Raw genomic sequence first — 22,481 nt, forward strand, 5'->3', positions numbered from 1 at the left:
TGGTTATTGCTACCTGCGACTAAACGCCAAAAAATCTAAGTTTGGCGTTGGGATGCGCCTTTGGGGATGGTGATTGCGATGGAGACGGTTAATTTAAAGGTTTACGGGATGAGCTGTGCCGCCTGCGTGAAAAAGGTAGAAAAAGGTATCAGCGGTGTTCCCGGGGTGGAACAGGTAGTGGTTAATCTTATTAATAACCAGGTGGCGGTAAAGTATGACCCGCAAAAAACCGGCATTTCCGATTTTGCCAGGGTTATCGAGGATTTGGGTTATGAGATGGGAGTTGCTGAATATAAGTTCCGGGTCGAGGGGATGAGTTGCGCTGCTTGCGTGCAGAAGGTGGAAAAGGCAGCCCGCGGGTTTGCTGGCGTCCTTGATGCCGTAGTAAATCTCCCTGCCCAGCAGCTTACGGTAAAAGCCTACGAAGGGGTTTTAGATGTTGGCCGGCTTAAGCGGGAAATCCGGGAACTGGGGTATGAAATCTTTAATTTTGAGGAAATTGACCCTTTGGCCAGGGAGAAAGAAGCCCGGGAAAAGGAAATCCGCCATCAGCGGTTAAAAATGATAGTAGTATGGCCCCTGGCTATCTTGGCAATGATAGGTACCATGCGCCATTTGTGGATATTTAAATATTTTGTGCCCGAATTTTTGGGAAACAACTATTTTTTGATGGCCATTACCACACCGGTGGTTTTGTATGGCGGTTATGAGTTTTTTGTTAAAAGTTATCAGGGGTTAAAGCGCGGAGTAACCGATATGAACCTTTTATACGCTACCGGTATTGGGTCGGCGTATTTAATAGCAGTAATTAATACCCTATTTCCCAATGCCGGTTTTGGCGGGCCGAAGGCGACCTTTTTTGAGTCAGCGGCTCTTTTAACGGCGTTTATTATCTTGGGCCGTTATTTAGAAGCGCTAACCCGGGGAAGAACTTCGGAAGCCTTGAGAAAATTAATAAGCCTAAAGCCCAAAACCGCCCGGGTGCTAATAAACGGTGAAGAAAAGGAAATTCCGGCCGATGAGGTGGAAATAGGCGACCTGGTGGTGGTAAGACCCGGGGAGACAATTCCCGTGGATGGGGTGGTTGAACGGGGAACCGCTTCTGTAGATGAATCCATGCTGACCGGGGAAAGTTTGCCGGTGGATAAAGGCGAAGGCAGCATGGTTCTTGGAGGTAGTATCATTAAAACGGGAGCTTTAACCGTAAAGGCTACCCGGGTGGGAAAAGAAACCTCTCTCTCCCGGATTATAAAACTTATGGAGGAAGCTCAAACCACCAAAGCGCCTTTGCAAAAACTTGCCGATGTGGTAGCGGGCAATTTTATTCTCGGCGTGCACATTCTGGCGCTGGTTACTTTTTTCTTTTGGTTTTTTTACGGTTACCAGGCCTATTTTACTCCTGAAACTCGCTTTCTCATGTCACCAGCCAAGATTGCCGAAATGGGAGTTTTCGGGTTTTCGATGCTGATAAGCTTAACGGTGCTGGTAATTTCCTGCCCGTGTGCGGTGGGCCTGGCTATGCCCAGTGCGATCATGGCTGGAACCGGAAAAGGTGCGGAGTACGGTGTCCTGTTTAAAAATGCCGAGGTAATTGAAAAAATGACCAAGGTCAAAGTAATAGCCTTCGATAAGACCGGTACCATAACCAAAGGGGAACCGGAAGTGACGGACCTCATTCCTTTTGAAATAAATGAACAGCAACTTTTGGAACTTGCTGGAGTGGCTGAGAAATTATCCGAACATCCTTTAGCCCAGGCAATAATTAAAAAATACCGGGAAATAAACCAAAAGGAGCCTTCTGAGCCTGCAACCTTTCATAATATACCGGGGAAAGGAATTATGGCCACGTATTCCGGGGTAAACATACTGGCGGGAAGCGAAAAGTTCTTGCAGGAAAACCGGGTGGATACATCACTGGCCGGAGAAATTGCCAAAAAACTTAAAGGGGAAGGCAAGACATTGGTGTACTTTGCAGCCGATCATAGGTTGGTTGGAGTTATAGCCCTAGCCGATACAGTAAAAGAAAGTTCCGCCAAAGCAATTGAACTTTTAAAGAAAAAAGGTTACATTCCGGTAATGCTGACCGGGGATAACGAAGTTACCGCCCGGGCTATCGCCCAAAAGGTTGGTATTTCCGAAGTGGTGGCCGGCGTCTTACCCGAAGGTAAGGTAGAAGCGATTAAAGCTTATCAAGAAAAAGGTTATATGGTAGCTATGGCCGGAGATGGAATAAATGATGCCCCAGCTTTAACTCAGGCTGATGTGGGGATAGCCATGGGTACCGGTACGGACATCGCCAAGGAAGCGGGAGAAGTGGTGATAGTAAAAGGAGACCTTGTCGATATTGTCAATGCCATGGACATTGCCCGGGCTACCTTTGGCAAGGTCAAGCAAAACTTCTTCTGGGCGTTTGTGTATAACACCCTGGGGATACCTTTTGCTGCGGGAGTGTTTTACCCCTGGACCAAGGCGTTAGTAAGCCCGGAGCTGGCAGCTCTTTTGATGGCGTTTAGCTCGGTATCGGTGACTTTAAATACGCTTCTTTTGAAAAGATTTAAGCCTTCGGGAAAGGCGGTGGGTTAAATGACCGAACAAGAAGCATTGAGAAAAAGCCGGGTGATATACTGGACGTTATCTCTGTTAACGGGTTTTGTTTTTTTAGCATTGGCTTTGGTCACCGGTGATTATCGCTTAACCGAACTAATTGGAGGCTTCATCTGGGTTACCTTTTTAATGCTGATAATAACCATGCCGGTGGTAATACCGTATTACAAGAGTAAGGTTAAGTAAAGAAAAAAGGCTAACTCCCATTGAAGTGGAGTTAGCCTTTTTTAAATATTCATTAAAAAGGATTTACATTTTTTACATCGATAGTTTTTGAGGAATCTACTATCTGAGTTCCGCCAAGGTCTTTTGCAGTTATTTTCACCTTATAGATACCGGGGGCGACAAAACTTATAGCGTTTTTTAAGTCCCAGGCAATTTGCACCGGACCATCCATAAAGTTATTGCTTATAAGATTTTTTACAACTCTGTTGTAGCTATCTAAAATTTGGACAGTGACCATTGCCGGACGGCTCAAGGTAAAGCTTATGCTGGCAAAATTGTAACCATTTGCGGTTCTATTATATACGGCGCTATTTACACTTACTGTACCCAGACTTAGTGACCGATTATCCAGTACAAAATAATTGCTGTAGATATCGAAAGGATTACCGGTTACATCACTACCCAGTAAACGGAAATAATATACGCCGTAACTTACGGAATTAAAAACAGGGTTACCGTAGACGGAAAAGTTTAAGGTGTTGCTTCCAAGCTTAAAGGCTGGATAAAGGGTATAGACCTCCGAGTTAACACCTTTTTCGTAAACTAAAAGGGAAACCGCACCCGGAGGCTCAAAAAAGTTAAAGGTAGCTTTAAGGAATTTTTTGGGAGCAACAGCGTGATAGTTATCGCTTGCACCGGGCATTACCAGGTCGTATCCTTTAAAAGTAACACCGTTAGTATTGCTGGATTTTTTTACTATAGCTATCAACGGTGAGACATAATTGTTTTTGGTATTGCCAGCCAGATCTTTTAAAGTAAAGACAAATACATAACTACCATTGTTTACGAATTTACCGCTGCTGGTAAGCCCGGACCAGGTGACAAAATTAGCACCTGCTTTTTGCGGAACACCGTTTAATAAAGTGGCTACCACTGTACCTTTACCTTTAACATTATCATAGGCTGCCACTTGCACGGTTACATAACTGTTTTCACTTAGGTTATACTCGGCAATAAACTTTTCCCCAGCAACGGGGTCAAAGTAACTTTTCGTTATTACGGTATTGTTTTTGTCGTATACTTCGTAAGTAGTGGAAGATACGGAAATGTCAGGAGCTATATTATCAAAATAAACGTACTCGTAAACACCGCTTGCAATTGTGTTATTTAAATCAAAGATATACACTTTATAAAAAGCACTGGTAGTGAAATTTTTTAAATCGGTATTTTTTAACGACAAAGAAAATTTTCCGCTTTTTACGGAAGTTGATTTAAAGAGCTTTTCTTGATTGTTTTGATCGTAGATTGCAGCTCCAATGGTGTCGGCGGTAGAATAACCAGCAACCGTTAAATTTTTGCCATTAAACACCGGTGGACTTATAGTGACGTACAGACCTTTTTGTACTTCCCCCAGGGAAATAAAGCTAAAGAAAACTAAGGCGATAAAAGTGATAACCAGGATTAGGGGGTAAGGCTTGGCTTTCTTCACGCTAATACCTCCTAAACTTTAGTAAACTCGAATGTCCTTGGACTAAATACCCCTCTTTTAATTAATTCGGAAGAAAAAAATATTTTTTAAGTAAAGGTAGACTGAAATATGTGAAATGGTGCAGGGAATTGAAAAAATAAGACGAATTTATTTATCGAGGTGAAACGTATGTTTGATTTAAGTCCGGAACTCCAAAATAAACTTCGTGAATTAAACAGTTTATTAAAAAACCGCCGGGAAAATTTAAAAAACCGGGTGGCCATAAGAGAAATGCTTAAAAACCGTGGAGCTAAATTTATTAACCTTAAGAATTATGACAGCAACGAAAACCTCCTCATTACCGGAATAGACGGTTCGGTAAATTACTACGGAGTCTACCCCTATCGCATCTTTTTTTTCCAGGCCTATGCGGCCACCCCGAAAGGCGATAAAATTATAGTAAGCGATGTCAAAGCACCTTTTTTAGAGGATAAACCGGACGATGACCCCAAAGATCGTGTGCTTCCGGCTTTAGAGCTTGAAGCTTCATTAAAGGCAATAGACCGGTTTAAGCCGGATATAATGCTTTTTGATGGGGGATTTATCCGTTACCGCCGGCACGCTCCCGAAAGGTGGGAACAGGTGGAAAAGGCCCTTTTGGAAAAGGATGTCTTGGGAATTGGAATTATTGAAGAAGCCCAGTCTCAGGCAATTGCCAAAATCGTAACCGACCAGATAGGGGTTTACGACCGGGAAATTCTTTTTGGCCTCTTAAATCCCGGAGAGGCACTTTTCTTTGACGAAACGTTAAAAGATGGTTTCTTTACGGTTTTTGCAAGACTTAGCAGGCATCCCCAGGCTATCGCGGTGGATTTCTTAGAGAGTCAAAAAGAACGGGCGAAGATGGCGTTAGAGCTTTTATATGCACTAACGCCGGAAGATTCTCGCGGAATTCCTTTTTTCCTTGATGTCATCGATTCCAAGACTAAATTATCGAAAGAAGCGGTAGAGATACTCCTTGCTTCTTGTTTTGACCGAGAAATTTTAGAGTTATACTTACGGCCGCTTAGGGAAGAACGGTTACTTTAAAAGGAGAGGATCAAAGGTGCGGGTTGTTGGTGTTAGCACCCAGCAGTTTGTTTATCTTGCGTCGGAGAGAAAAAAGTTTTATGTTAATGAAATTTTAGTAATCGAAGACCCGGATTTGGGAAAATTACGGGGGGTAGTCATTGAAGCTAAAGCCATAAACCGCTATCTTCCCCTGTCCTTTGAGAAAGGAACGGTCCTTGACCAAAAAGTTTTTGATAGCTTAACCAGGCTTGGCTTTAATCTTGCCGATGAAGAAGTTAATATTGCTTACGTTCGCCTCCTGGATACGGCGGCCCTTCCGGTAAAAGTTGGTTCCCCGGCCAGGGTTCCGACTTTTCCCGAAGTAGCGGACCTGTTAGTACGCCAAACACCGGATAAAGGACTGATCTTAGGGGAGATTGCGGGAAGCGAAGCTTTAGGAACACTGCCGCCGGAATATTCTAACTTGTACTGTCTTCTTGAAAATACAGGGCCGGTAATGGGAAAAGGCGTTCCCTTTATTTTTGACTACCGCTCTATGGCTGATTACCCACATATAGGAATTTTTGGGGGTTCAGGCTCGGGTAAGTCGTTTGGATTAAGGGTCCTTTTGGAAGAATTAATGGCCAAGAAAATTCCCTGCCTCGTTTTTGATCCCCACGGGGAGATGGAGTTTTCCGAACCCTATCCGGGAATCCCCAAAGAAATTGCCCGGGATTACCGGGATAGATATCTTTCATTAAAAATTGGGGACGAAGTGGGGATTAGATTTTCGGAGCTTACCACTCCGGAACTGGTGAGTCTTTTAAATGCCATAAGCAGCATTAGCGAATCGATGGAAAGTGCCGTGGAAGCTTTATTTGAACCGGGAAAAGATAGTGAGGTTACCTTTGGGGAAAAAATCAAAGCATTACTGGAAGCTTTGGAAAATGAAAAATTATATAAAGGGCCCGTACCCGATTATTTGGAAGGAGAAACTTTAAAAAGACACCTGTTTGTCCGGGAAATTTATGAGAAATACGGCTACCGGGTAAACCAGTACCAGAGTTTAAAAGGTATTCTCTGGCGCTTTGAAAGTTTAAGAGCCAAAAATCTTTTTGCCAAATCGGTAGCGATTGCCCAGGAGGCTTTGCTTCAGCGAAAAACGGTAGTTATCCGGGGAAATTTGAGCTTACTTAAGATTTATTCTGCCTATCTTTTAAGAAAGCTGTACTATGCCCGGCGAAATTACGTGGATTTACGCACTTTCGGAGAAACCGGCGAATATTTTCCCCCGTTTTTTATCGTAACCGATGAAGCGCATAACTTTGCCCCTAAGGGAGAGAAAGAAACGCCTACCCGGAGAATATTGCGGGAAATTGCCCAGGAAGGACGAAAATACGGGGTATTCCTGACGTTAGCCACCCAGCGGCCGGCCCTTTTGGATGAAACTATTACCGCCCAGCTATCCACCAAGTTTATTTTCCGCACCGTTCGGGCTACCGATATCAGCACCATTCGGGAAGAAACGGATATTACCGGGGAAGAGGCAGCCAAACTTCCCTACCTGCCTTCGGGTTTAGCTTATATAAGCTCTGCCTGGATCGGGCGAACCGTACCGGTAAAAATTCGAGCCGCTCACACCAAGAGTCCGTATACGGAGAATCCTTTTGATGAGTTAGTCGAAAAGACATCAGTAGCTTCGGAAAAATTACTGGCAACATTAAAAAAATTTCTCCCCATTAGAACCACTTCGCTGAACGCCCTGTTACCGTATATTGGCGATGAGTTAGGGCGGGAAATCAGTTATGATGAAATTATCGCTTTTTTAAATGACCAGGTGGAACAGGGGGTTTTCGTAAAAATTGATCACGGTCCCTTTGGTTTCGAGTATGTTTTAAAGGAGTAGAGAAAATGCGTTTTTTATATATAACCGATACCCATTTTCGCGGGAATTCGCCCCAAAACCGGATGGATGATTTTCCCCAAACTTTAAGAAAAAAAATGGAGGAAGTGGTACAGGTAGCCCAGGACCTTCAGGTGGAGGCCGTTTTGCACGGTGGGGATTTGTTTGAAATTCCCAATCCTGCGGTAAACGTTGTTGGTGATGTGGTAAGATTTTTAAAAGCACTGGGGAAACCGTTTTACATTGTTCCCGGCAACCACGACCTTTTTGGCCAAAACCCGCAAACTTTAAACCGCACCATGCTGGGCTTGCTGGGTCAGGTAGGGCTTTTAAAAATTTTAGAACCGGGAGAAAAAGTTTTCTTTAAAAAAGACGGAATAAGCTTGCAGCTTACCGGGCAGGGTTATCACTTTGACCTCGATACCGAACGGGGGCGGGAAGGCTATCTGGTAAAAAATAAAGAAGCGGACCTTGCCATTCACATTGTCCACGGTATGCTTTTAGATCGGCCTTTTTTCCAGACGGTGGCGTATACCTTAATTGATGATATTAAAGAAACCGAAGCTGATTTAACCTTAACGGGTCATGCTCATCTTGGTTTTAACGAAATCGTCGTTAACAATAAAAAATTTATAAATCCCGGAGCATTAGTTAGAACCACGGTACTGCCGGCGGAAGTAAACCGTTGGCCGCAAATGGTCTTAATTGAAGCTGGGAAAGACGGAATTACTACTAAGTTTTTGCCCTTAAAAACAGCACTACCCGGGGAGCAGGTCTTAAATATTGAAAAGGCGACGGAAATGAAGTTACGGGAAGAACGGTTAGCCCGGATAATCAGCGAAGTAAGATCATCCGGGGATTTCCGCAGTTTAAAGCTGGAAAATATCCTGCGGGAAATTGCCCAAAAAGAACAGCTACCGGAAGAAGTCCGGGAAGAAGCTTTAAAAAGAATAGCTCAAGCGGAAATAGAAATGGCCCGGGAGGAGGTAGACGATGTACCTTGAAAAATTAATTCTGGTAAATTTTCAGTCCCATAAATATTCGGAATTTAATTTTGCACCGGGCTTAAATGTCATCGTTGGAGAATCGGACCGCGGGAAAACGGCGGTAATCCGGGCGCTGCGCTGGCTTTTTTACAACGAACCCAAAGGGAGCGAGTTTATCCGGGTAGGAGAAAGGGAAGCAAGGGTGACCGCCCATTTTTCTAACGGCTTAATTGTTTCCCGGGAAAGGAGCGACCGGAAAAACCGCTATGTTTTAATAAAACCCGGGGAAGCACCGGTAGTTTTCGAAAAGTTTGGTCAGGAGGTACCACCGGAAATTAGCGAAGTTTTGGGAGTGCAAAAAATCCGCCTGGATAAAGATTGGGAAGTAGCTTTGAATTTAAGTACCCAGTTAGAACCGCCTTTTTTACTTTTCGAATCGGCCACCCGTAAGGCCAAAGCTATCGGGCAGTTTCAAGGGGTGCATCTTTTGGATTACGCGGCGAAAAACGTATCCCGGGATATCCGGAACATCGATGAAGAGATACGTTATAAAAATACTGAAATTGCCGCATTAAAAGAAAAACTTGAGGAGTTTGCGGATTTGCCGCACCTTTCCGCAAGATTAAATAACTTAAAAACCAGAAAATTTATTGCCCAAAGTGTTATTGAACGCTTGAATAACTTAACCGCCCTTCGGGAAAATCTGGAACAGGTAAGGCAGAAAATTCAAGAAAATAGAGATATAGTTAAAAAATTTGGGGTGGTCTCGGTAGAAAAATTTTGGAAAATCGAAGCTTTGTATAAACGTTATCAGGAACTTTTAAAGTTAAAGGAAAGTTATACGGGAATTCTACAAAAGAAAAGAGAAGCTCTGGAAATTCTAAACCACACCACAGCGCTACCCAGGGCGAAAGAGTATTTAGAGGAAGCTATGGATACTTACTTTAAGCTAAAAACTTTACAGCAATTGGCGGAAAAACGGCAAAAGATTAGCGAACAGAAAAGAAAACTTCTGTATATAATCAGTATCTTAACTCCGGTGGAAGTTACCGCAAGGAAATACCAGGAGATATTGCCCGACTGCAAAAAACAGCAGGAGTTACTTGGTAAATACCAGGAGTTACAGAAACTTGGCAGGCATAAAACTTATTACGCGGGAATTATTTACAAATACCGGAAAATACCGGAATTGGCCCAAACTTTAAAAAATCTTGAAGAAAAATTAAAAAGGTATGAACAGTTAACGGTTCTCTTTCATAACCTTTCGGGGATACACCGGAGGAAAAAAGAGCAGGAAAGGGAACTTGAGAGAATTAAGCAGGAGGTAGTTAGCCTGCAAGATCAGTATAGAGAGGCGCTCCTGCAGGCCGGACGCTGCCCGACCTGTAATACACCTCTGGATGAAATAACCGTGCAAAAGATAATCTTTGGGGAGGTAGTGCGATGAATTTTGAAGAAAAGCTCAATCAATTAAAAAAGGGAATAGACACAGCCTTAAACCATAAAAACCGGGCGGAAGCCCTTTTAATGCACGTTCAGGAACAGGAAAAAGAACTCTTGCGGCAAATTGAAGAACTCGGGGTTGAGCCGGACAAATTGGAGGAAGAAATCAAGCGCCTGGAAGAAGAGCTGACCCGGCAAATTGCTGAAATGGAACGGGAAATTCCCTGGGACTTAATTGAAAAGTTAGAGGCGAAGGCCAAATGAGAGAAAAACTTTTACAGTTAGAGGAAGCGTTAAATCAATTAGAACAGTATTATCTTATTCGGAAGGGTCAAAAGGAGCAAATAGAAAAAGAACTTTTGGAAAAAGAAGAGAAGTTAAAAGAGCTTACCGCGGAGCGGGATAAACTCGAAAAAACCCGTTATCTCTTACTGGTGGCCGGGCAATACGCCCGGGAACAGGCGAAAAAATATCTGGAAGATATTGCTACAAGCACTCTGCAGTACGTGTTTGGCCCGGAAATAAGCCTGGAAATAGAACTTTCCGAGCGGGCCGGAGCCAATACTGCCGAGTTTTTTGTGGTATCCGATTACGGTAGCTTAAAAGTAAAAAACCGCCCGGAAGATGCCCGGGGCGGCGGAGTGGTGGACATCCTGTCCTTAGCTTTAAGAATATTTTTATTAAATGCCGTTGAACCAAAAATTAAAGGTCCCCTGCTTTTAGATGAACCGGGAAAACACGTATCGGAAGAGTTTGTAGGTTCTCTTGCCCTGTTTTTAAAAGAAACATCCCGCCATTTTAACCGGCAGGTAATAATGGTTACGCACAATCAAAACCTGGCGGGAATTGCCGATAAAGCGTTTTTAGTGGAGTTAAAAGAAGGGGTTTCGGAAGTAAGGGAGTTAAACCTTTAGGGGACAAACGGTATTTCTCCCTTTATTTTTTGCCTGGTAGAGCGCACTGTCGGCAGCTTTTAATACTTCCCGAAAAGATTTCCCATTTTGCGGGAAGTGTCCGATGCCAATACTTATGGTAAGGGAAAGTTCCAGATCGCGAGCCACGGAGTTTCGGATTCGTTCGGCTATTTGCCGTGCTTTTTCGGGAGAGGTTTCCGGTAAAAGGATAAGAAACTCTTCTCCCCCAAAACGAAAGACTTTATCCTGTTTCCTAACAGAGTTTTTGATTATACCGGCAATTTTTTTTAGTGCTTCATCTCCGGCTAAATGACCTAAAGAGTCGTTATACTGCTTAAAAAAATCAATGTCGGCCATTAAGATTGCGTATTCAAAATTTGACTGGCTTGTTTGCCGGTCAATTATTTTTGCTTCTTTTTCTAAAAAATGCCGGTTGTATAAGCCTGTGAGGTTGTCGGTATAGGAAAGATTTAAAAGCTCCCTTACTTCTTCTGCGGAATAGTTTTCCCTTTGGCTGGTTTTTTCCTTTAAATTTACTTTAATTAATACTTCCGTTAAGGCTATTGTTAAGAATGGTTTAAAAATACTTGTCAAATCAAAAGGGGTGTGATAAAAAATAGTAGAAAGTAGCATCCCGGTGAAAATAGCCGGGAAAAAGAGGACACTTTTTAAAGATAGGTTTAAAAGAAAAATTAAAGGGTAAGAAGCAAAATCGTTCCAGTTGAAGGTAAAATAAAGGGTACTTAAAAAGTAGGTCGCTGTCACCACCATTGGCTTACTTAAATACCTGTTTAGATGAGAATTATAGACAAAAATTAAGCCGGATAATGTCAATAGCAGCAAAATAAGAACCGGGGAGTTTACATTAAAGACCAATAATAAAAGCAAAATCAGCCCTTTTGTTAAATTTTGCTCCATCTTTTTCACCCAAACCTTAAACTAAAATACCAAAAATTTAATTCAATAAATTTCCAAAAATCCCTGCTAAAGTCAAGGCAAAAAATTCCAACAAATTCCGCTATAGACCCCAAGAAAATTGCAAAAAATATTTACGGAGGTAGAATTTAGTGTTTAAAATATCCGTTTCTACAACTTTTGACGCAGCTCATTTTTTAAAAGATTATGACGGAAAATGTGCCAATTTACATGGCCATACCTGGCGGGTTGAAGCAGAAGTGGAAGGGCAGACAACCAATGATTTGGGGCTTTTAATTGATTTTGGTATGATTAAAGATTATTTAAAAGATATAACTTCTCGCCTGGACCACAAGCTTTTAAATGACGTTTTGCAGGTTAATCCAACTGCCGAAAATATTGCCCGGTATATATTTAAAGAGTTAAAAGCAAAACTTATTGTCTATCCCGAAATAAAACTATGTTCTGTTAAAGTTTGGGAGTCTCCCAATAACGCTGCTACCTATATGGAGTGATGATATGGAAAAAGCAATTGTGTTACTTTCGGCGGGTCTTGATTCTACGGTTTCCCTTGCTTATGGAGTAAGAAATTTTCAGGTGGTGCTGGGCCTGACCTTTAATTACGGGCAAAAAGCTTCCCGGAAGGAAATCGAACACAGTAAAAAAATTTTGGATTATTACGGTATTCCCCAGGAAGTAATTGAACTACCGTTTTTAAAGAAGATTACCAAAACTTCTCTGGTGGCTGAAGATCAAGAAATACCTACTGGTATAGATTTGGAAAGTGCTGCTGCCGTTAAAACCTCAATGGAAAAAGTTTGGGTTCCCAATAGAAATGGTCTTTTTATTAATATCGCTGCCGCTTATGCCGAAAGTTTGGGAGCAAAATACATAATTACGGGATTTAATGCGGAAGAAGCAAAAACTTTTAGCGATAACTCGCGGGAGTTTGTGGATGCTGTGAATCACGCTTTAAAATACAGCACCTTAAATCACGTTCAAGTGGTCAGCTTTACCCAAAATTTAGAAAAATCCGAGATTTACCGCCTGGGAGTTGAACTGGGGGCTCCTCTGGACTTAATCTGGAGTTGTTACTACGGCGGAGACGAAATGTGCGGGGTATGTGAAAGCTGTTTAAGGCTAAAACGGGCGCGGGGAGGAAATTAAATGTTTGCTCGCTTTATCGACCAAAAAATTGATTATGACGGATCTCAACTTCGACCTCATTTTATCTACGAAAATTTTGGTTTAATTGGCGATGCGATAATTGCCTTTCGCGGTAAGGCCGAAGTTTCGGATCACCTGGTGGATTTAGAGGATAAAAAGGAAAACGCTTTTATTTACAGTGAAGACATGCTTCATTTTCTCGTTGAACATTTTGACCAGGATTTGGAAAAGGCGGTTTTAAGACAGCGGCTTTTGGTGGCCATCATTAAAGAAACTCTGGAAGCTTTAATCGATAAACCAATTGTCCGGATGGGCGATGACCTTTATATTGATGACCGGAAACTTTCCGTATCGATTGCTACCAAGTCCCTAGTTTCGACTTTAATTCATACCGGCATAAACGTAAAAAGCGATAATGCACCGGTGGCGGCAATTGGTCTTGCGGATTTAGGACTGGAAAGCAGGGTTGAATATCTTGGACGCTTAATTGTTCAGCGCTATGGCATGGAAATGGAAGCGATAAATTTGGCAAAGGCTAAGGTAAGAGGAGTTTTTTAATCCTGAAATCGAGGTGTTTTTTCTTTTATGGCAAATATTGTAGAAATCTTTCCATCACTCCAGGGAGAAGGTTTGTATGCCGGTGTTTCCACCCTTTTTATTCGCTTTTCCGGATGTAATTTAAACTGCAGTTATTGTGACACCGAAGATGCCAGGGAAAAAAGGGAAAGATTTACGGTAACGAAAGAAGACGGTTCCCTTTTAGAATTTTTAAATCCGGTAACTCCGGAAAAATTGGTGGAAATTTTGCGAGAAAATTACGATTTTACCTACTTTCCACAGCTTGCCCTAACGGGGGGAGAACCTCTCCTTCACGCTTCCTTTTTAAAAGAATTTTTGCCAAAATTGTCTTATCCCGGAGAGGTCCTTTTAGAAACTAATGGGACTTTGCCGGATAAATTAAACGAGGTTTTAAATTCTGTAGACATAATAAGCCAGGATTTTAAGTTAAAGCCTTTTATTGCGGAAGATTGTTTTACCCTTCACCGGGAGTTTTTACAGGAAGCTTCCCGCAAAAAAGTTTATGTAAAAATGGTTATCTCTCCTGAAGTTCAAGATTCGGAGTTTAACGGGGCTATAAACGAGATTGCTTTGGTAAATTCTAAAATACCCTTAATATTGCAACCGGTAATGCCAATAAATTATTCTCTTGATTTTCTTTTCCAAAAGCAAAAAATGGCTTTAAAAAAGCTTTGGGATGTTCGGATAATTCCGCAGGTTCATAAACTTCTGCAGCTAAAATAAGGTATTGGAGGCGTTTTCATGGTTGATAAAGAAAAAATTGAAATTGCCGTGCGGATGATTTTGGAAGCTATTGGAGAAGATCCGGACCGGGAAGGGCTTAAGGATACTCCGAAAAGAGTTGCCCGGATGTATGAAGAAGTTTTTGCGGGACTGTCGCAGGACCCATCAGAACACCTGGAACGGTATTTTACCGAAGAACACGAAGAGATGGTTCTGGTTAAGGACATTCCCCTGTATTCCATGTGTGAACATCACTTGCTGCCATTTTACGGTAAAGCCCATGTGGCCTATATTCCGCGCAAGGGAAAGGTAACCGGTCTTTCCAAATTAGCCCGGGTAGTGGAAGGTTTTGCCAAAAGACCGCAGCTTCAGGAAAGGCTTACCAGCCAAATTGCCGATGCTATCATGGAGAAGCTCAATCCGCGGGGAGTTTTGGTGGTTATTGAAGCGGAGCACATGTGTATGACCATGCGGGGGGTCAAAAAACCGGGTTCCAAGACCATTACTTCCGCGGTGCGGGGTATTTTTGCCACTTCGGTTGCCACCCGGGCGGAAGCAATGGCGTTAATTGGGCATCAATCACCCTTAAGGGATTAATACGATATAATAAGAAAGAGGTGAGTTTAGTGAGCGAGAAAAAGGAAGGAAAGCTGGAACTCATAGCCCAGAAGCATTTTACACCCTGGGATGAAATGTATTTGGTGGTGGATTTTTTAAACAAACATTTAAAGGATAAAAAAGTGATGTTTGGTTTAAACAAAAAAAACGGCGAGATGGTAATGTCCATTTACGAAGTAGAGTAGGTGGGAAGGGTGCGGATTTTATTAACCAATGATGACGGGATTTATGCCCCGGGGATTAAAGCTTTAAGGCAGGTATTGGAAAAAGAAGGGAAATATGAGCTAACGGTGGTGGCTCCGGACCGGGAAAAAAGTGCTACCGGTCACGGGATTACCGTCCACCGGCCGCTTCGGGCTTTTGACATTACTTTTAAAAACAGCAAGGTGCGGGGTGTCTCGGTGGATGGTACCCCGGCGGATTGTGTTAAGCTGGCCGTGGAAGCGCTTCTCGATAAACCGCCGGATTTAGTTTTATCGGGGATTAACTCCGGTCCCAACCTCGGTACCGATGTGCTTTATTCCGGGACGGTTTCGGCGGCCATTGAAGCCATGATTAACGGCATACCGGCCATAGCTATTTCCATGGGTTCTTTTGCCTTCGAAGATGAGGAATATTTGAGGGCTGCGGAGATTTTTGCCCGCCTGTTACCCCGGATTTTAGAACATCCCTGGCCCCGGGACACTATCTTAAATATTAACATTCCCAATGTACCTCTGGAAGAAATTAAAGGGATAGCCATTACCCGGCTTGGAGTGAGAAAGTATATCAATGTTTTTGAAGAAAGAAAGGATCCCCGGGGGCTTTCTTATTACTGGATGTCCGGGGAAGCGGTAAATTACGAAAATGGCCAGGACACCGATACCGCGGCCCTGGCGCGCAAAGAAATTTCCATTACTCCCGTTCATTTTGACCTTACCAATTATCATTACTTGAACGAGCTTAAAACCTGGGTAAAAGCGTTAGAAGGGGCTTTGGCCACGGGCTAAAGTCTCTTCGGCTCTTTTAATCATCAGTTTTACCATGTTACCCCCAATTTTACCGCCGACCCGGCCGCAGTCGCGGCTTGCAACGTTGCCCCAGTAATCGTTAGCCGTATCAATTTTTCCCGTGATTCCCAGCTCCGCGGCGATTTCGTACTTAAGGGCATCGGCGACGTCGGCGGGGAGAAGAGTTCCCTCAGGAGTAAATTTTGCCATCTTTGTTTCACCCCTTCTTTTTATTTTTATTATTGCTGACGGTGACGGTAAATATTTTCGCAAAATGGTGGTAACGGTGTTATTTTTTTTGTATAATAAAATCGAACATACATTCGAAAGAGGGAAGTTTTATGATAGAGTATGTGCCATTAAACATTAAAACCGGATATAGCTTTTTGGAAAGCAGCATTAAGCTTGACGGTTTAATGGAGAAAACCGCTCGCCTTGGCTTAAAAGCAGTGGGCATTGCCGATACCAATCTTTTTGGCGCTGCCAAAGCGTTTTTTGCCGCGAAAAATTTTAATTTAAAGCTTCTTTTAGGGCTTGAAGTTAAAAGTGAGGCAGGACCCCTCTGGCTTTACGCCCGGGATAATGAAGGTTATAAATTTTTGGTGCGGGCAGCTACCCAAAAGTATTTCGGTAAGGAAGTACTGTCCCTTGCCGAAATTTTGGAAGCCCGGGGCCTTATCATCCTTGGCGGGGCAGAGTTTTTAGCGGCGGGGTTAAAAAATGTTCTTAATTTTAAAGAGGCGTTTGGCGATGATTTTTACCTCCTGGCAAAGGTAGACGATCTTTTAACTAATCCCGAAAACATCAGAGCACTTTTAGCTATTGCCAAAAAATACCGTTTAAAGATTGCTGGAAGCCCCAATCCCCGCTTTTTAGAAAAAAACCATTATTTCTTCTACCGGCTGCTGTGCGCTATGAAAAACAATGTAACTTTAGACCAGATTAAGAAAAGAACTTCCCCTTATGCTTACTATCTTTCACCAAACGAGATGGCGAAGATTTTTGCGCCGATTAATCATAGTTTAAAGACCACCCTGGAAATTGCCGAAAAAGTTGGGGACTTTTTTCCCGGGGATGACTTGAAACTTCCGGAGTTTACCTGTCCGGGAGAAAAGGATGAGTATTTAAGAAAGCTTTGCCTTGAAGGGGCCTATGCGCGCTATGGCCGGATCTCCCGGGAAGTAAAAGAAAGGCTTAACTATGAACTTGAGATCATAAAACGCCTGGGGCTTGCAGGCTATTTTTTAATCGTGCATGATTTGGTACGGTTTTCCAGATCCCAGGATTTAGCTTTAGGTCCCGGACGGGGCTCGGCCGCAGGAAGTCTTGTGCTTTATCTTTTAGGCGTTACCGAGGTTGATCCTCTAAAACACGGTCTTTTGTTTGAACGGTTTTTGAACCCCGGGCGGAAAGTTTTACCCGATGTGGATTTAGATTTTGGCCATCTGGACCGGGAGAAAGTTATCCGCTATCTTTTCCAAAAATACGGCGATGACGGAGTAGCCCATATCGGTACGGTAATAACCTTTGCCGCCCGGGGTGCGGTGCGGGAAGTGGCAAAGGCTTTGGGCTATCCCGAGCCTTTACTTAACAAAATAACCCCTCTTCTCCCGGCTTTTGGCGGGAGCAGCATTGAAAAGGCCGTTAGGGCTTTGCCGGAGGTACGTAAAGCTTTAGAAGATCCGGTAATGCGCAAGCTATTAACTTTAGCCCGGTTTTTTGAAGGACATCCCCGGCACTTTTCGGTTCATGCTTCCGGGTTGGTAGTGGCTCGCCGGGAAGATTTAGAGCAAATTCCCCTGGCTTCCTCTTTTCGCGGTGAGAAAATTACCCAGTTTGACAAGGATGATGTGGAACGGTTAGGATTTTTAAAAGTGGACCTTTTGGGTTTAAGGCTGTTAACCGTTGTCCACCGGAGTCGAAGGAGCGCTTCTATTCCCCTAAACGACGGGGAAACCTGGAAAAGGATTCAAAAGGCCCAGACCATCGGTTGCTTTCAGCTGGAAAGCGATGGTATGCGGTATTATCTTGGGAAAGTTGCTCCCCGAAATATTGAAGAGTTAGCCCAGGTGCTGGCCCTTTTTCGCCCGGGGCCGTTAGAGAGCGGACAGGTGGACAACTATCTGTTAGCCAAACACCAAAAAGCCCCACCGGTATACCCTCATCCCGCTTTAAAACCGGTTTTAGAGGAAAGTCACGGTTTAGTTCTTTACCAGGAACAGGTGCTTAAAATAGCGGCGTTAGTTGCCGGCTTTGATCTTGCCAAAAGTGATGATCTCAGGCGAGCGATGTCCAAACACGACCGGAAGATTATGGCGGAACTTAAAGAAGAGTTTATGATGGGAGCGGTAAAAAACGGTTATTCGGCTGCTGACGCGGAAAAAATTTTTAGCCTGTTACAAAACTTTGCCGGTTACGGATTTAATAAAGCCCACGGCGTATCATACGCTTATCTGGCTTATTACTCCACCTTCCTTATTACCCATTGGCCCAAAACTTATTTCACCTTACTTTTAAATTCCGATGGGGGATTTTATCCACCGTCCTTTTACCTGAGGGAAGCTGGACGAAGAGGGATTAAAATCCTGCTTCCGGATATTAACGAAAGCCAGTACGGTTTTACCGAAGTTAAAGACGGGATTAGAATAGGCTTTAAAGATATCGAAGGGGTTGGCCCCAAAGCGGCTTCAATAATTTTAGAAGGGAGAACAAGGCCCTACACGTCTTTTTGGGATTTCTGGCAGCGGGCGGGGCACAAGCTTTCGGTCGAAACAATAAGAAACCTCATTTTAGCCGGAGCTTTTGACGGTTTTGGGGTAAGCCGGGAAAGTCTTCTTTATTGTTTGGAGGTTTATAAACTTTTTAAACCAATCCCCGGTCTTTTTGCGGAACCAAACTTTTCCCTGAAAAAGGAAAAAGAGGCCGGCGATTATCTTAAAAAAGCTCAGAAAGTTATCGGTGTTAAATTCTGGTTGGATTTGGAGGCAAAAGTAGAAAAAACAGGGGAGGGATTAATCATCACCGGAGAGGTAACTTTTGGTCGCCGCCGCTATACGCGCAAAGGAGAACCGTTTTTAACCCTTACTCTGGAAAACCGGCAGGAATTTTACGAAGTGTTAGTTCCAGCATCCCTGTACGGCAAATCGTTCTGGAGTTTAACCAAAAAGTTTGTCCAAATTTGGGCGCAGGAAAAAGACGAGCGCCTTTTTGCTCGAAAAATTGTCCCTATCGCTTAAAAAGCCGGTACAAACGGTTTAATTCATAAGAGGTAATCCCGCCCATAATTAAAAGGAGTAAGAGGTAAGAAATACCTACGAACAATATTCCCAAAACAAGGTTAAAGGGGATGGCGGGATTGAAAATTTTCGAAAAGCCATAACCCAGGCCAAGGGAGCCGAGAAAAGCAAAAACCACTTTTAAAAGGGTTTGGTCGTAAGTTAAAGTGCGAAGCTTAAGTTTTAAGGCAAACAAACTTAAGATGAAAAGGAGAAAATGGTAAAGGGCAAAAGAAAGACACGTGCCGGTAATCCCTATCTTAGGAGTTAAAAGCAGAAGGCTTAGGATTTTAACTCCGCTTGCTCCTAACAAAATGTAAAAAGGGGTTTGGGGTTTGGACAGACCCTGAAAGATGCCGGTAACCGTTTGGTACCAGTACAAAAAAGGCCCGCTTACAGCTAAAATTACCAGAAGTTCACCGGCTTCGGGATATTTAAAGAGTAAAGCCGTAAGGGGAGCGGCGTATAACAGCAAAATAGCCGTAACGGGAAGGCCGGCTATGAGGGAAAGCTTAAAAGCGTAAAAACTCCGGCTTCTTATTAAGGAAAAGTTTTCCTGACCGAAAGCCTCAGCAATACCGGGCACTAAAGTGGTAGAAAGGGTATTGGTAATAACTGCCGGCGTTAAAAGAAGGGTCATGGCCACTCCTGAAAATAAACCGTAGGTGGCGGTGGCTTCCCGAAAGGATAAGCCGGATAAGACTAAAGCCTTTGGGATTAAAAGAGCGTCTAAAGCCGAAAGAAGGGTGGCCATCACCCGGGTAAGGGTCACGGGAATTGCCAGGGAAAAGATTTTGCGAAGGTAATTTAGGGGAATTTTCGGGGAAAACCAGGATTTTTTATCCAAAAATGCTACTCCTACCAGAAAACCAACGGCTTCTCCGGCAAGGACTCCCAGGGAAGGACCGCGAAGAGCATCTTTTAAACTTATGTTAATAAAGGCTGAGGTTAAACTTAGGGAGACCAAAATTCTAACGATTTGTTCGATATTTTGCGCCAGGGCCGGAATATTCCAGCGTAAAAGGCCGATAAAATATCCTCTTAAAGCTGAGGAGACGGCGATTACCGGAATTGAAGGTATCAGCCATAAAAAAGCGTAAAAACTATATTCCGAAGGAAATAGAAGATGCCGAATTAGGGGAAGTAAGGAAAAAAACAGTCCTAAAACGGTAAGGCTAAACAACAAAAGGAAAATTATGGAGAAGAAAAGAAGGTTTTTACTGTGAGTCCGGTTTTTAAAACCTTCCTGGGCAATGGTTTGGGAGAGGGCCAGGGGTATACCAAGGGTTGAAAGTACGAGCAGAAAAACGAAAACCGGATAGGCCATATTATAGTAGCCGATACCTTCGGCGCCAAGGAGTCTTACGATTAAGACCTGGTAAACAAAACCTAAAATACGATTTAAAAAGCTTACGAAACTCATTAAAAGAGTTCCGTACAAAAGAGACATACCGTTACTCCTTTACCCGATGAATTTAGCCGTTGTTAAAAAGTTTATGCTTTAGAAAATTCCCGTAGAATTAAAAAAATTTCAAAAAAATAAAAGGAAAACCCGAAATTATGCTGAAATAATATATTACTAATAAAAAATCCTTAGGAGGGCTTTTAAATGAAAAGCTACCCTACAGAGTTTTTAAGAAACATCGGTATCTTTGCCCACAGCGGGGCGGGCAAAACCAGTCTTACCGAAGCTTTACTTTACAATACTGGAGTATTGAAAAGAATGGGCCGGGTGGAGGACGGAAATACTGTTTCTGATTACCACCCCGAGGAAATTAAAAGGAAGGTGACCATTCACGCTTCCCTTGTGCCCTGCGAGTGGAACAACCATAAGTTAAACTTTATCGATACTCCGGGATATGCGGATTTTATCGGTGAGGTAAAAAGTGTTTTAAAAGTTGTAGAAGGGGCAATATTTGTGGTTTGCGCGGCGTCCGGCGTGGAGATTCAGACGGAAGTGGTCTGGAATCTTGCAGACAATGCTGGTTTGCCGCGTTTTGTGTTTATTAACAAAATAGAACGGGAAAATGCCAATTTTGAAAAAACGTTAAATCAGATCCGGGAGATTCTTTCGGCTAAAGTAGTACCCCTTCATTTACCGATTGGCGAAGGGGAAAACTTTAAAGGATATATTGATGTTTTAAAAAATAAAGCTTACTTCTTTGATGGTACCAATTTAACGGAAGGGGCTATCCCCGCCGAGTATGAAGAACGAGTTTTAGAAGCCTGGCTGCAATTAACGGAAGCTGCGGCGGAAAATGATGATGAGCTATTAATGATGTATTTGGATGGAGCGGAACTGACCCCTGAGCAGGTTGCACTGGGGCTCAAAAAAGGGGTACGGGCCGGCAAACTTTACCCGCTTTTTGTGGGCTCTGCCACAAAAAATATCGGCATTAGAGATTTATTGGATGCTTCCTGTGAACTGCTGCCGCCTCCCCAAAAAAATTATGATCACCCGGTGGCTTATGTGTTTAAAACCTTAGCTGACCCGTATGTAGGCAGGATTAACTTTGTTAAAGTTTTGGGGGGTTCTTTAAAGCCAGAAACTACACTCTATAACTTTAAAAAAGATAAACCGGAAAAAATCGGCCATATCCTTTTTATGCGAGGCAAAGATCAAGTTCAAAGCCAGGAGGTAAATGCCGGAGATATCGCTTGCTTAATAAAGCTTTCCGAAACCGGTACCGGCGATGTTTTGAGTTTAAAAGATAAACCGGTGGAAATTGAACCGGTAGATTATCCCACTCCTAACATGACCATTGCCATTCTCCCCAAAAGTAAAAACGATGAAGACCGCCTTTCCACTGCTCTCCATCGCGCCTTAGAGGAAGACCCCACACTTAGCCTTGAGAAAAACCTGGAAACCCGCCAGAACCTCCTTTCCGGCATGGGGGAACTCCATTTGGAAATTGTTCTCGAAGCAATTAAACGGAAGTATGGTGTTGAAGTGGTAACCGAAGAATTACGGGTGCCTTACCGGGAGACTATCCGGAAAACGGTTCAGGTGGAAGGTAAATATAAAAAGCAAACCGGTGGCCGGGGTCAGTACGGCCATGTGTGGCTTAGATTAGAACCCCTGCCGGATAAAGAGTTTGAGTTTGGTGAAGAGATTTTTGGCGGTGCCGTTCCCAAACAGTATTTTCCGGCGGTAGAAAAAGGAATTCGCGAAGCGTTAAATGAAGGAGTACTGGCCGGTTATAAAGTAATGAATGTGCGGGCGGTACTGTACGATGGTTCGTATCACCCGGTGGACTCTTCCGAACTGGCTTTTAAGATTGCGGCCAGTCAGGCTTTCAAGAAAGGGGTTAAGGAAGCAAATCCGGTACTTTTGGAACCGGTAATGCTTGTTGAAGTGACGGTGCCGGAGCAATTTATGGGGGATGTGATCAGCGACTTTAACGGTAAACGTGGCCATGTTCTTGGCATGGAAACCCAGGGACGCTGGGCCAGGGTTAAAGCTTATGTACCGTATGCCGAGATGTTAAAATATAATATTGACTTAAAAGCGATGACCCAGGCCAGGGGCTTCTACACCATGACTTTCAGCCACTACCAGGAAGTACCTCCCAAACTACAGGAAGAAATTATAAAGAAAGCAAACTTAAATAAGAAAGAAGAAGAATAAACCAGTTTAGCAAATTTTTCTTGACGATTTTTCCTGATTAATGATTTAATTTTG

Annotated in this window: 21 protein-coding genes; 17 read left to right on the forward strand and 4 right to left on the reverse strand. The window is 43.2% G+C overall.

Annotation, left to right across the window (positions count from 1 at the left end; all coding sequences use genetic code 11):
* Nucleotides 1-78 precede the first annotated feature (78 nt).
* Both CHY_RS04310 and CHY_RS04315 read left to right on the forward strand, forming a co-directional pair.
* On the forward strand, nt 79-2,583 hold the full coding sequence (locus CHY_RS04310) for a heavy metal translocating P-type ATPase (RefSeq protein ID WP_226986725.1): 2,505 nt from the start codon (nt 79-81) through the stop codon (nt 2,581-2,583).
* Nucleotides 2,584-2,790, forward strand: coding sequence for a hypothetical protein (locus tag CHY_RS04315; RefSeq protein ID WP_011343864.1), 207 nt, complete (start codon nt 2,584-2,586; stop codon nt 2,788-2,790). It abuts the gene before it with no gap.
* 52 nt (nt 2,791-2,842) lie between these two features.
* Here CHY_RS04315 and CHY_RS04320 read toward each other — a convergent pair whose 3' ends face one another.
* On the reverse strand, nt 2,843-4,258 hold the full coding sequence (locus CHY_RS04320; RefSeq protein WP_011343865.1) for a hypothetical protein: 1,416 nt from the start codon (nt 4,256-4,258) through the stop codon (nt 2,843-2,845).
* Between the two features lie 168 nt (nt 4,259-4,426).
* On the opposite strand from CHY_RS04320, the gene CHY_RS04325 reads away from it, so the two are divergent.
* Genes CHY_RS04325 through CHY_RS04350 form a run of 6 tightly spaced genes read left to right on the forward strand, consistent with a single transcriptional unit; the run spans nt 4,427 to nt 10,533 of the window.
* The gene (locus CHY_RS04325) at nt 4,427-5,326 is read left to right on the forward strand and encodes a DNA double-strand break repair nuclease NurA (protein WP_011343866.1); all 900 of its coding nucleotides are present in this window, start codon (nt 4,427-4,429) and stop codon (nt 5,324-5,326) included.
* A 16-nt stretch (nt 5,327-5,342) separates the two neighbouring features.
* On the forward strand, nt 5,343-7,193 hold the full coding sequence (locus CHY_RS04330; RefSeq protein WP_011343867.1) for an ATP-binding protein: 1,851 nt from the start codon (nt 5,343-5,345) through the stop codon (nt 7,191-7,193).
* 5 nt (nt 7,194-7,198) lie between these two features.
* A complete protein-coding gene (locus CHY_RS04335) occupies nt 7,199-8,194 on the forward strand; it encodes a metallophosphoesterase family protein (protein ID WP_011343868.1) in 996 nt (331 codons plus the stop codon).
* Nucleotides 8,184-9,623, forward strand: a complete 1,440-nt coding sequence (locus CHY_RS04340) for an AAA family ATPase (protein WP_011343869.1) — start codon at nt 8,184-8,186, stop codon at nt 9,621-9,623. Before CHY_RS04335 ends, CHY_RS04340 begins: the two co-directional genes overlap by 11 nt.
* Nucleotides 9,620-9,883, forward strand: a complete 264-nt coding sequence (locus tag CHY_RS04345) for a hypothetical protein (RefSeq protein WP_011343870.1) — start codon at nt 9,620-9,622, stop codon at nt 9,881-9,883. Before CHY_RS04340 ends, CHY_RS04345 begins: the two co-directional genes overlap by 4 nt.
* Nucleotides 9,880-10,533 (forward strand): ATPase, encoded by a 654-nt coding sequence (locus CHY_RS04350; protein ID WP_011343871.1) that lies wholly within the window; start codon nt 9,880-9,882, stop codon nt 10,531-10,533. The genes CHY_RS04345 and CHY_RS04350 overlap by 4 nt, the downstream gene beginning before the upstream one ends.
* Here CHY_RS04350 and CHY_RS12695 read toward each other — a convergent pair.
* Nucleotides 10,522-11,451, reverse strand: coding sequence for a GGDEF domain-containing protein (locus CHY_RS12695; RefSeq protein WP_011343872.1), 930 nt, complete (start codon nt 11,449-11,451; stop codon nt 10,522-10,524). The two genes, CHY_RS04350 and CHY_RS12695, sit on opposite strands and share 12 nt — an antisense overlap.
* Before the next feature lie 149 nt (nt 11,452-11,600).
* On the opposite strand from CHY_RS12695, the gene queD reads away from it, so the two are divergent.
* The 7 genes from queD to surE are packed head-to-tail and all read left to right on the forward strand — an operon-like array spanning nt 11,601 to nt 15,524.
* Nucleotides 11,601-11,963, forward strand: a complete 363-nt coding sequence (queD, locus tag CHY_RS04360) for a 6-carboxytetrahydropterin synthase QueD (protein WP_011343874.1) — start codon at nt 11,601-11,603, stop codon at nt 11,961-11,963.
* A 4-nt stretch (nt 11,964-11,967) separates the two neighbouring features.
* On the forward strand, nt 11,968-12,615 hold the full coding sequence (gene queC / locus CHY_RS04365) for a 7-cyano-7-deazaguanine synthase QueC (protein ID WP_011343875.1): 648 nt from the start codon (nt 11,968-11,970) through the stop codon (nt 12,613-12,615).
* Entirely contained in the window at nt 12,616-13,173 is a 558-nt protein-coding gene (locus tag CHY_RS04370) for a DUF366 family protein (protein ID WP_011343876.1), read from the forward strand. It begins immediately after the preceding gene.
* Between the two features lie 27 nt (nt 13,174-13,200).
* Nucleotides 13,201-13,917, forward strand: coding sequence for a 7-carboxy-7-deazaguanine synthase QueE (locus CHY_RS04375; protein ID WP_011343877.1), 717 nt, complete (start codon nt 13,201-13,203; stop codon nt 13,915-13,917).
* A gap of 18 nt (nt 13,918-13,935) precedes the next feature.
* Complete coding sequence (gene folE / locus CHY_RS04380) at nt 13,936-14,514, forward strand: GTP cyclohydrolase I FolE (protein ID WP_011343878.1); 579 nt, start codon at nt 13,936-13,938, stop codon at nt 14,512-14,514.
* A gap of 29 nt (nt 14,515-14,543) precedes the next feature.
* Nucleotides 14,544-14,720, forward strand: a complete 177-nt coding sequence (locus CHY_RS12985) for a YpmA family protein (protein ID WP_075866294.1) — start codon at nt 14,544-14,546, stop codon at nt 14,718-14,720.
* A gap of 9 nt (nt 14,721-14,729) precedes the next feature.
* Nucleotides 14,730-15,524, forward strand: a complete 795-nt coding sequence (gene surE, locus CHY_RS04385; protein ID WP_011343880.1) for a 5'/3'-nucleotidase SurE — start codon at nt 14,730-14,732, stop codon at nt 15,522-15,524.
* On the opposite strand, the gene CHY_RS04390 is transcribed toward surE, so the two are convergent.
* Nucleotides 15,498-15,734, reverse strand: coding sequence for an alpha/beta-type small acid-soluble spore protein (locus CHY_RS04390; RefSeq protein WP_011343881.1), 237 nt, complete (start codon nt 15,732-15,734; stop codon nt 15,498-15,500). The two genes, surE and CHY_RS04390, sit on opposite strands and share 27 nt — an antisense overlap.
* Nucleotides 15,735-15,865: 131 nt before the next feature.
* Between CHY_RS04390 and CHY_RS04395 the strand changes: the two genes are divergently transcribed.
* Nucleotides 15,866-18,760 carry a DNA polymerase III subunit alpha gene (locus CHY_RS04395; RefSeq protein ID WP_011343882.1) on the forward strand — a complete coding sequence of 965 codons (2,895 nt, stop codon included), beginning with the start codon at nt 15,866-15,868 and terminating at the stop codon, nt 18,758-18,760.
* Here CHY_RS04395 and spoVB read toward each other — a convergent pair.
* Complete coding sequence (spoVB, locus tag CHY_RS04400; protein ID WP_011343883.1) at nt 18,750-20,249, reverse strand: stage V sporulation protein B; 1,500 nt, start codon at nt 20,247-20,249, stop codon at nt 18,750-18,752. The two genes, CHY_RS04395 and spoVB, sit on opposite strands and share 11 nt — an antisense overlap.
* Before the next feature lie 159 nt (nt 20,250-20,408).
* Between spoVB and fusA the strand changes: the two genes are divergently transcribed.
* The gene (fusA, locus tag CHY_RS04405; RefSeq protein WP_011343884.1) at nt 20,409-22,427 is read left to right on the forward strand and encodes an elongation factor G; all 2,019 of its coding nucleotides are present in this window, start codon (nt 20,409-20,411) and stop codon (nt 22,425-22,427) included.
* Nucleotides 22,428-22,481: the final 54 nt, after the last annotated feature.

Origin of the sequence: Carboxydothermus hydrogenoformans Z-2901, from assembly GCF_000012865.1 — a bacterium.
GTDB classification, from domain to species: Bacteria; Bacillota; Z-2901; order Carboxydothermales; family Carboxydothermaceae; genus Carboxydothermus; species Carboxydothermus hydrogenoformans.

Coding starts and splice junctions, on each gene's coding strand:
- CHY_RS04310 (WP_226986725.1), top strand. CDS start 79: ATGGAGACGGTTAATTTAAAGGTTTACGGGATGAGCTGTGCCGCCTGC.
- CHY_RS04315 (WP_011343864.1), top strand. CDS start 2,584: ATGACCGAACAAGAAGCATTGAGAAAAAGCCGGGTGATATACTGGACG.
- CHY_RS04325 (WP_011343866.1), top strand. CDS start 4,427: ATGTTTGATTTAAGTCCGGAACTCCAAAATAAACTTCGTGAATTAAAC.
- CHY_RS04335 (WP_011343868.1), top strand. CDS start 7,199: ATGCGTTTTTTATATATAACCGATACCCATTTTCGCGGGAATTCGCCC.
- CHY_RS04340 (WP_011343869.1), top strand. CDS start 8,184: ATGTACCTTGAAAAATTAATTCTGGTAAATTTTCAGTCCCATAAATAT.
- CHY_RS04345 (WP_011343870.1), top strand. CDS start 9,620: ATGAATTTTGAAGAAAAGCTCAATCAATTAAAAAAGGGAATAGACACA.
- CHY_RS04350 (WP_011343871.1), top strand. CDS start 9,880: ATGAGAGAAAAACTTTTACAGTTAGAGGAAGCGTTAAATCAATTAGAA.
- CHY_RS12695 (WP_011343872.1), bottom strand. CDS start 11,451: ATGGAGCAAAATTTAACAAAAGGGCTGATTTTGCTTTTATTATTGGTC.
- queC (WP_011343875.1), top strand. CDS start 11,968: ATGGAAAAAGCAATTGTGTTACTTTCGGCGGGTCTTGATTCTACGGTT.
- CHY_RS04370 (WP_011343876.1), top strand. CDS start 12,616: ATGTTTGCTCGCTTTATCGACCAAAAAATTGATTATGACGGATCTCAA.
- CHY_RS04375 (WP_011343877.1), top strand. CDS start 13,201: ATGGCAAATATTGTAGAAATCTTTCCATCACTCCAGGGAGAAGGTTTG.
- folE (WP_011343878.1), top strand. CDS start 13,936: ATGGTTGATAAAGAAAAAATTGAAATTGCCGTGCGGATGATTTTGGAA.
- CHY_RS04390 (WP_011343881.1), bottom strand. CDS start 15,734: ATGGCAAAATTTACTCCTGAGGGAACTCTTCTCCCCGCCGACGTCGCC.
- CHY_RS04395 (WP_011343882.1), top strand. CDS start 15,866: ATGATAGAGTATGTGCCATTAAACATTAAAACCGGATATAGCTTTTTG.
- spoVB (WP_011343883.1), bottom strand. CDS start 20,249: ATGTCTCTTTTGTACGGAACTCTTTTAATGAGTTTCGTAAGCTTTTTA.
- fusA (WP_011343884.1), top strand. CDS start 20,409: ATGAAAAGCTACCCTACAGAGTTTTTAAGAAACATCGGTATCTTTGCC.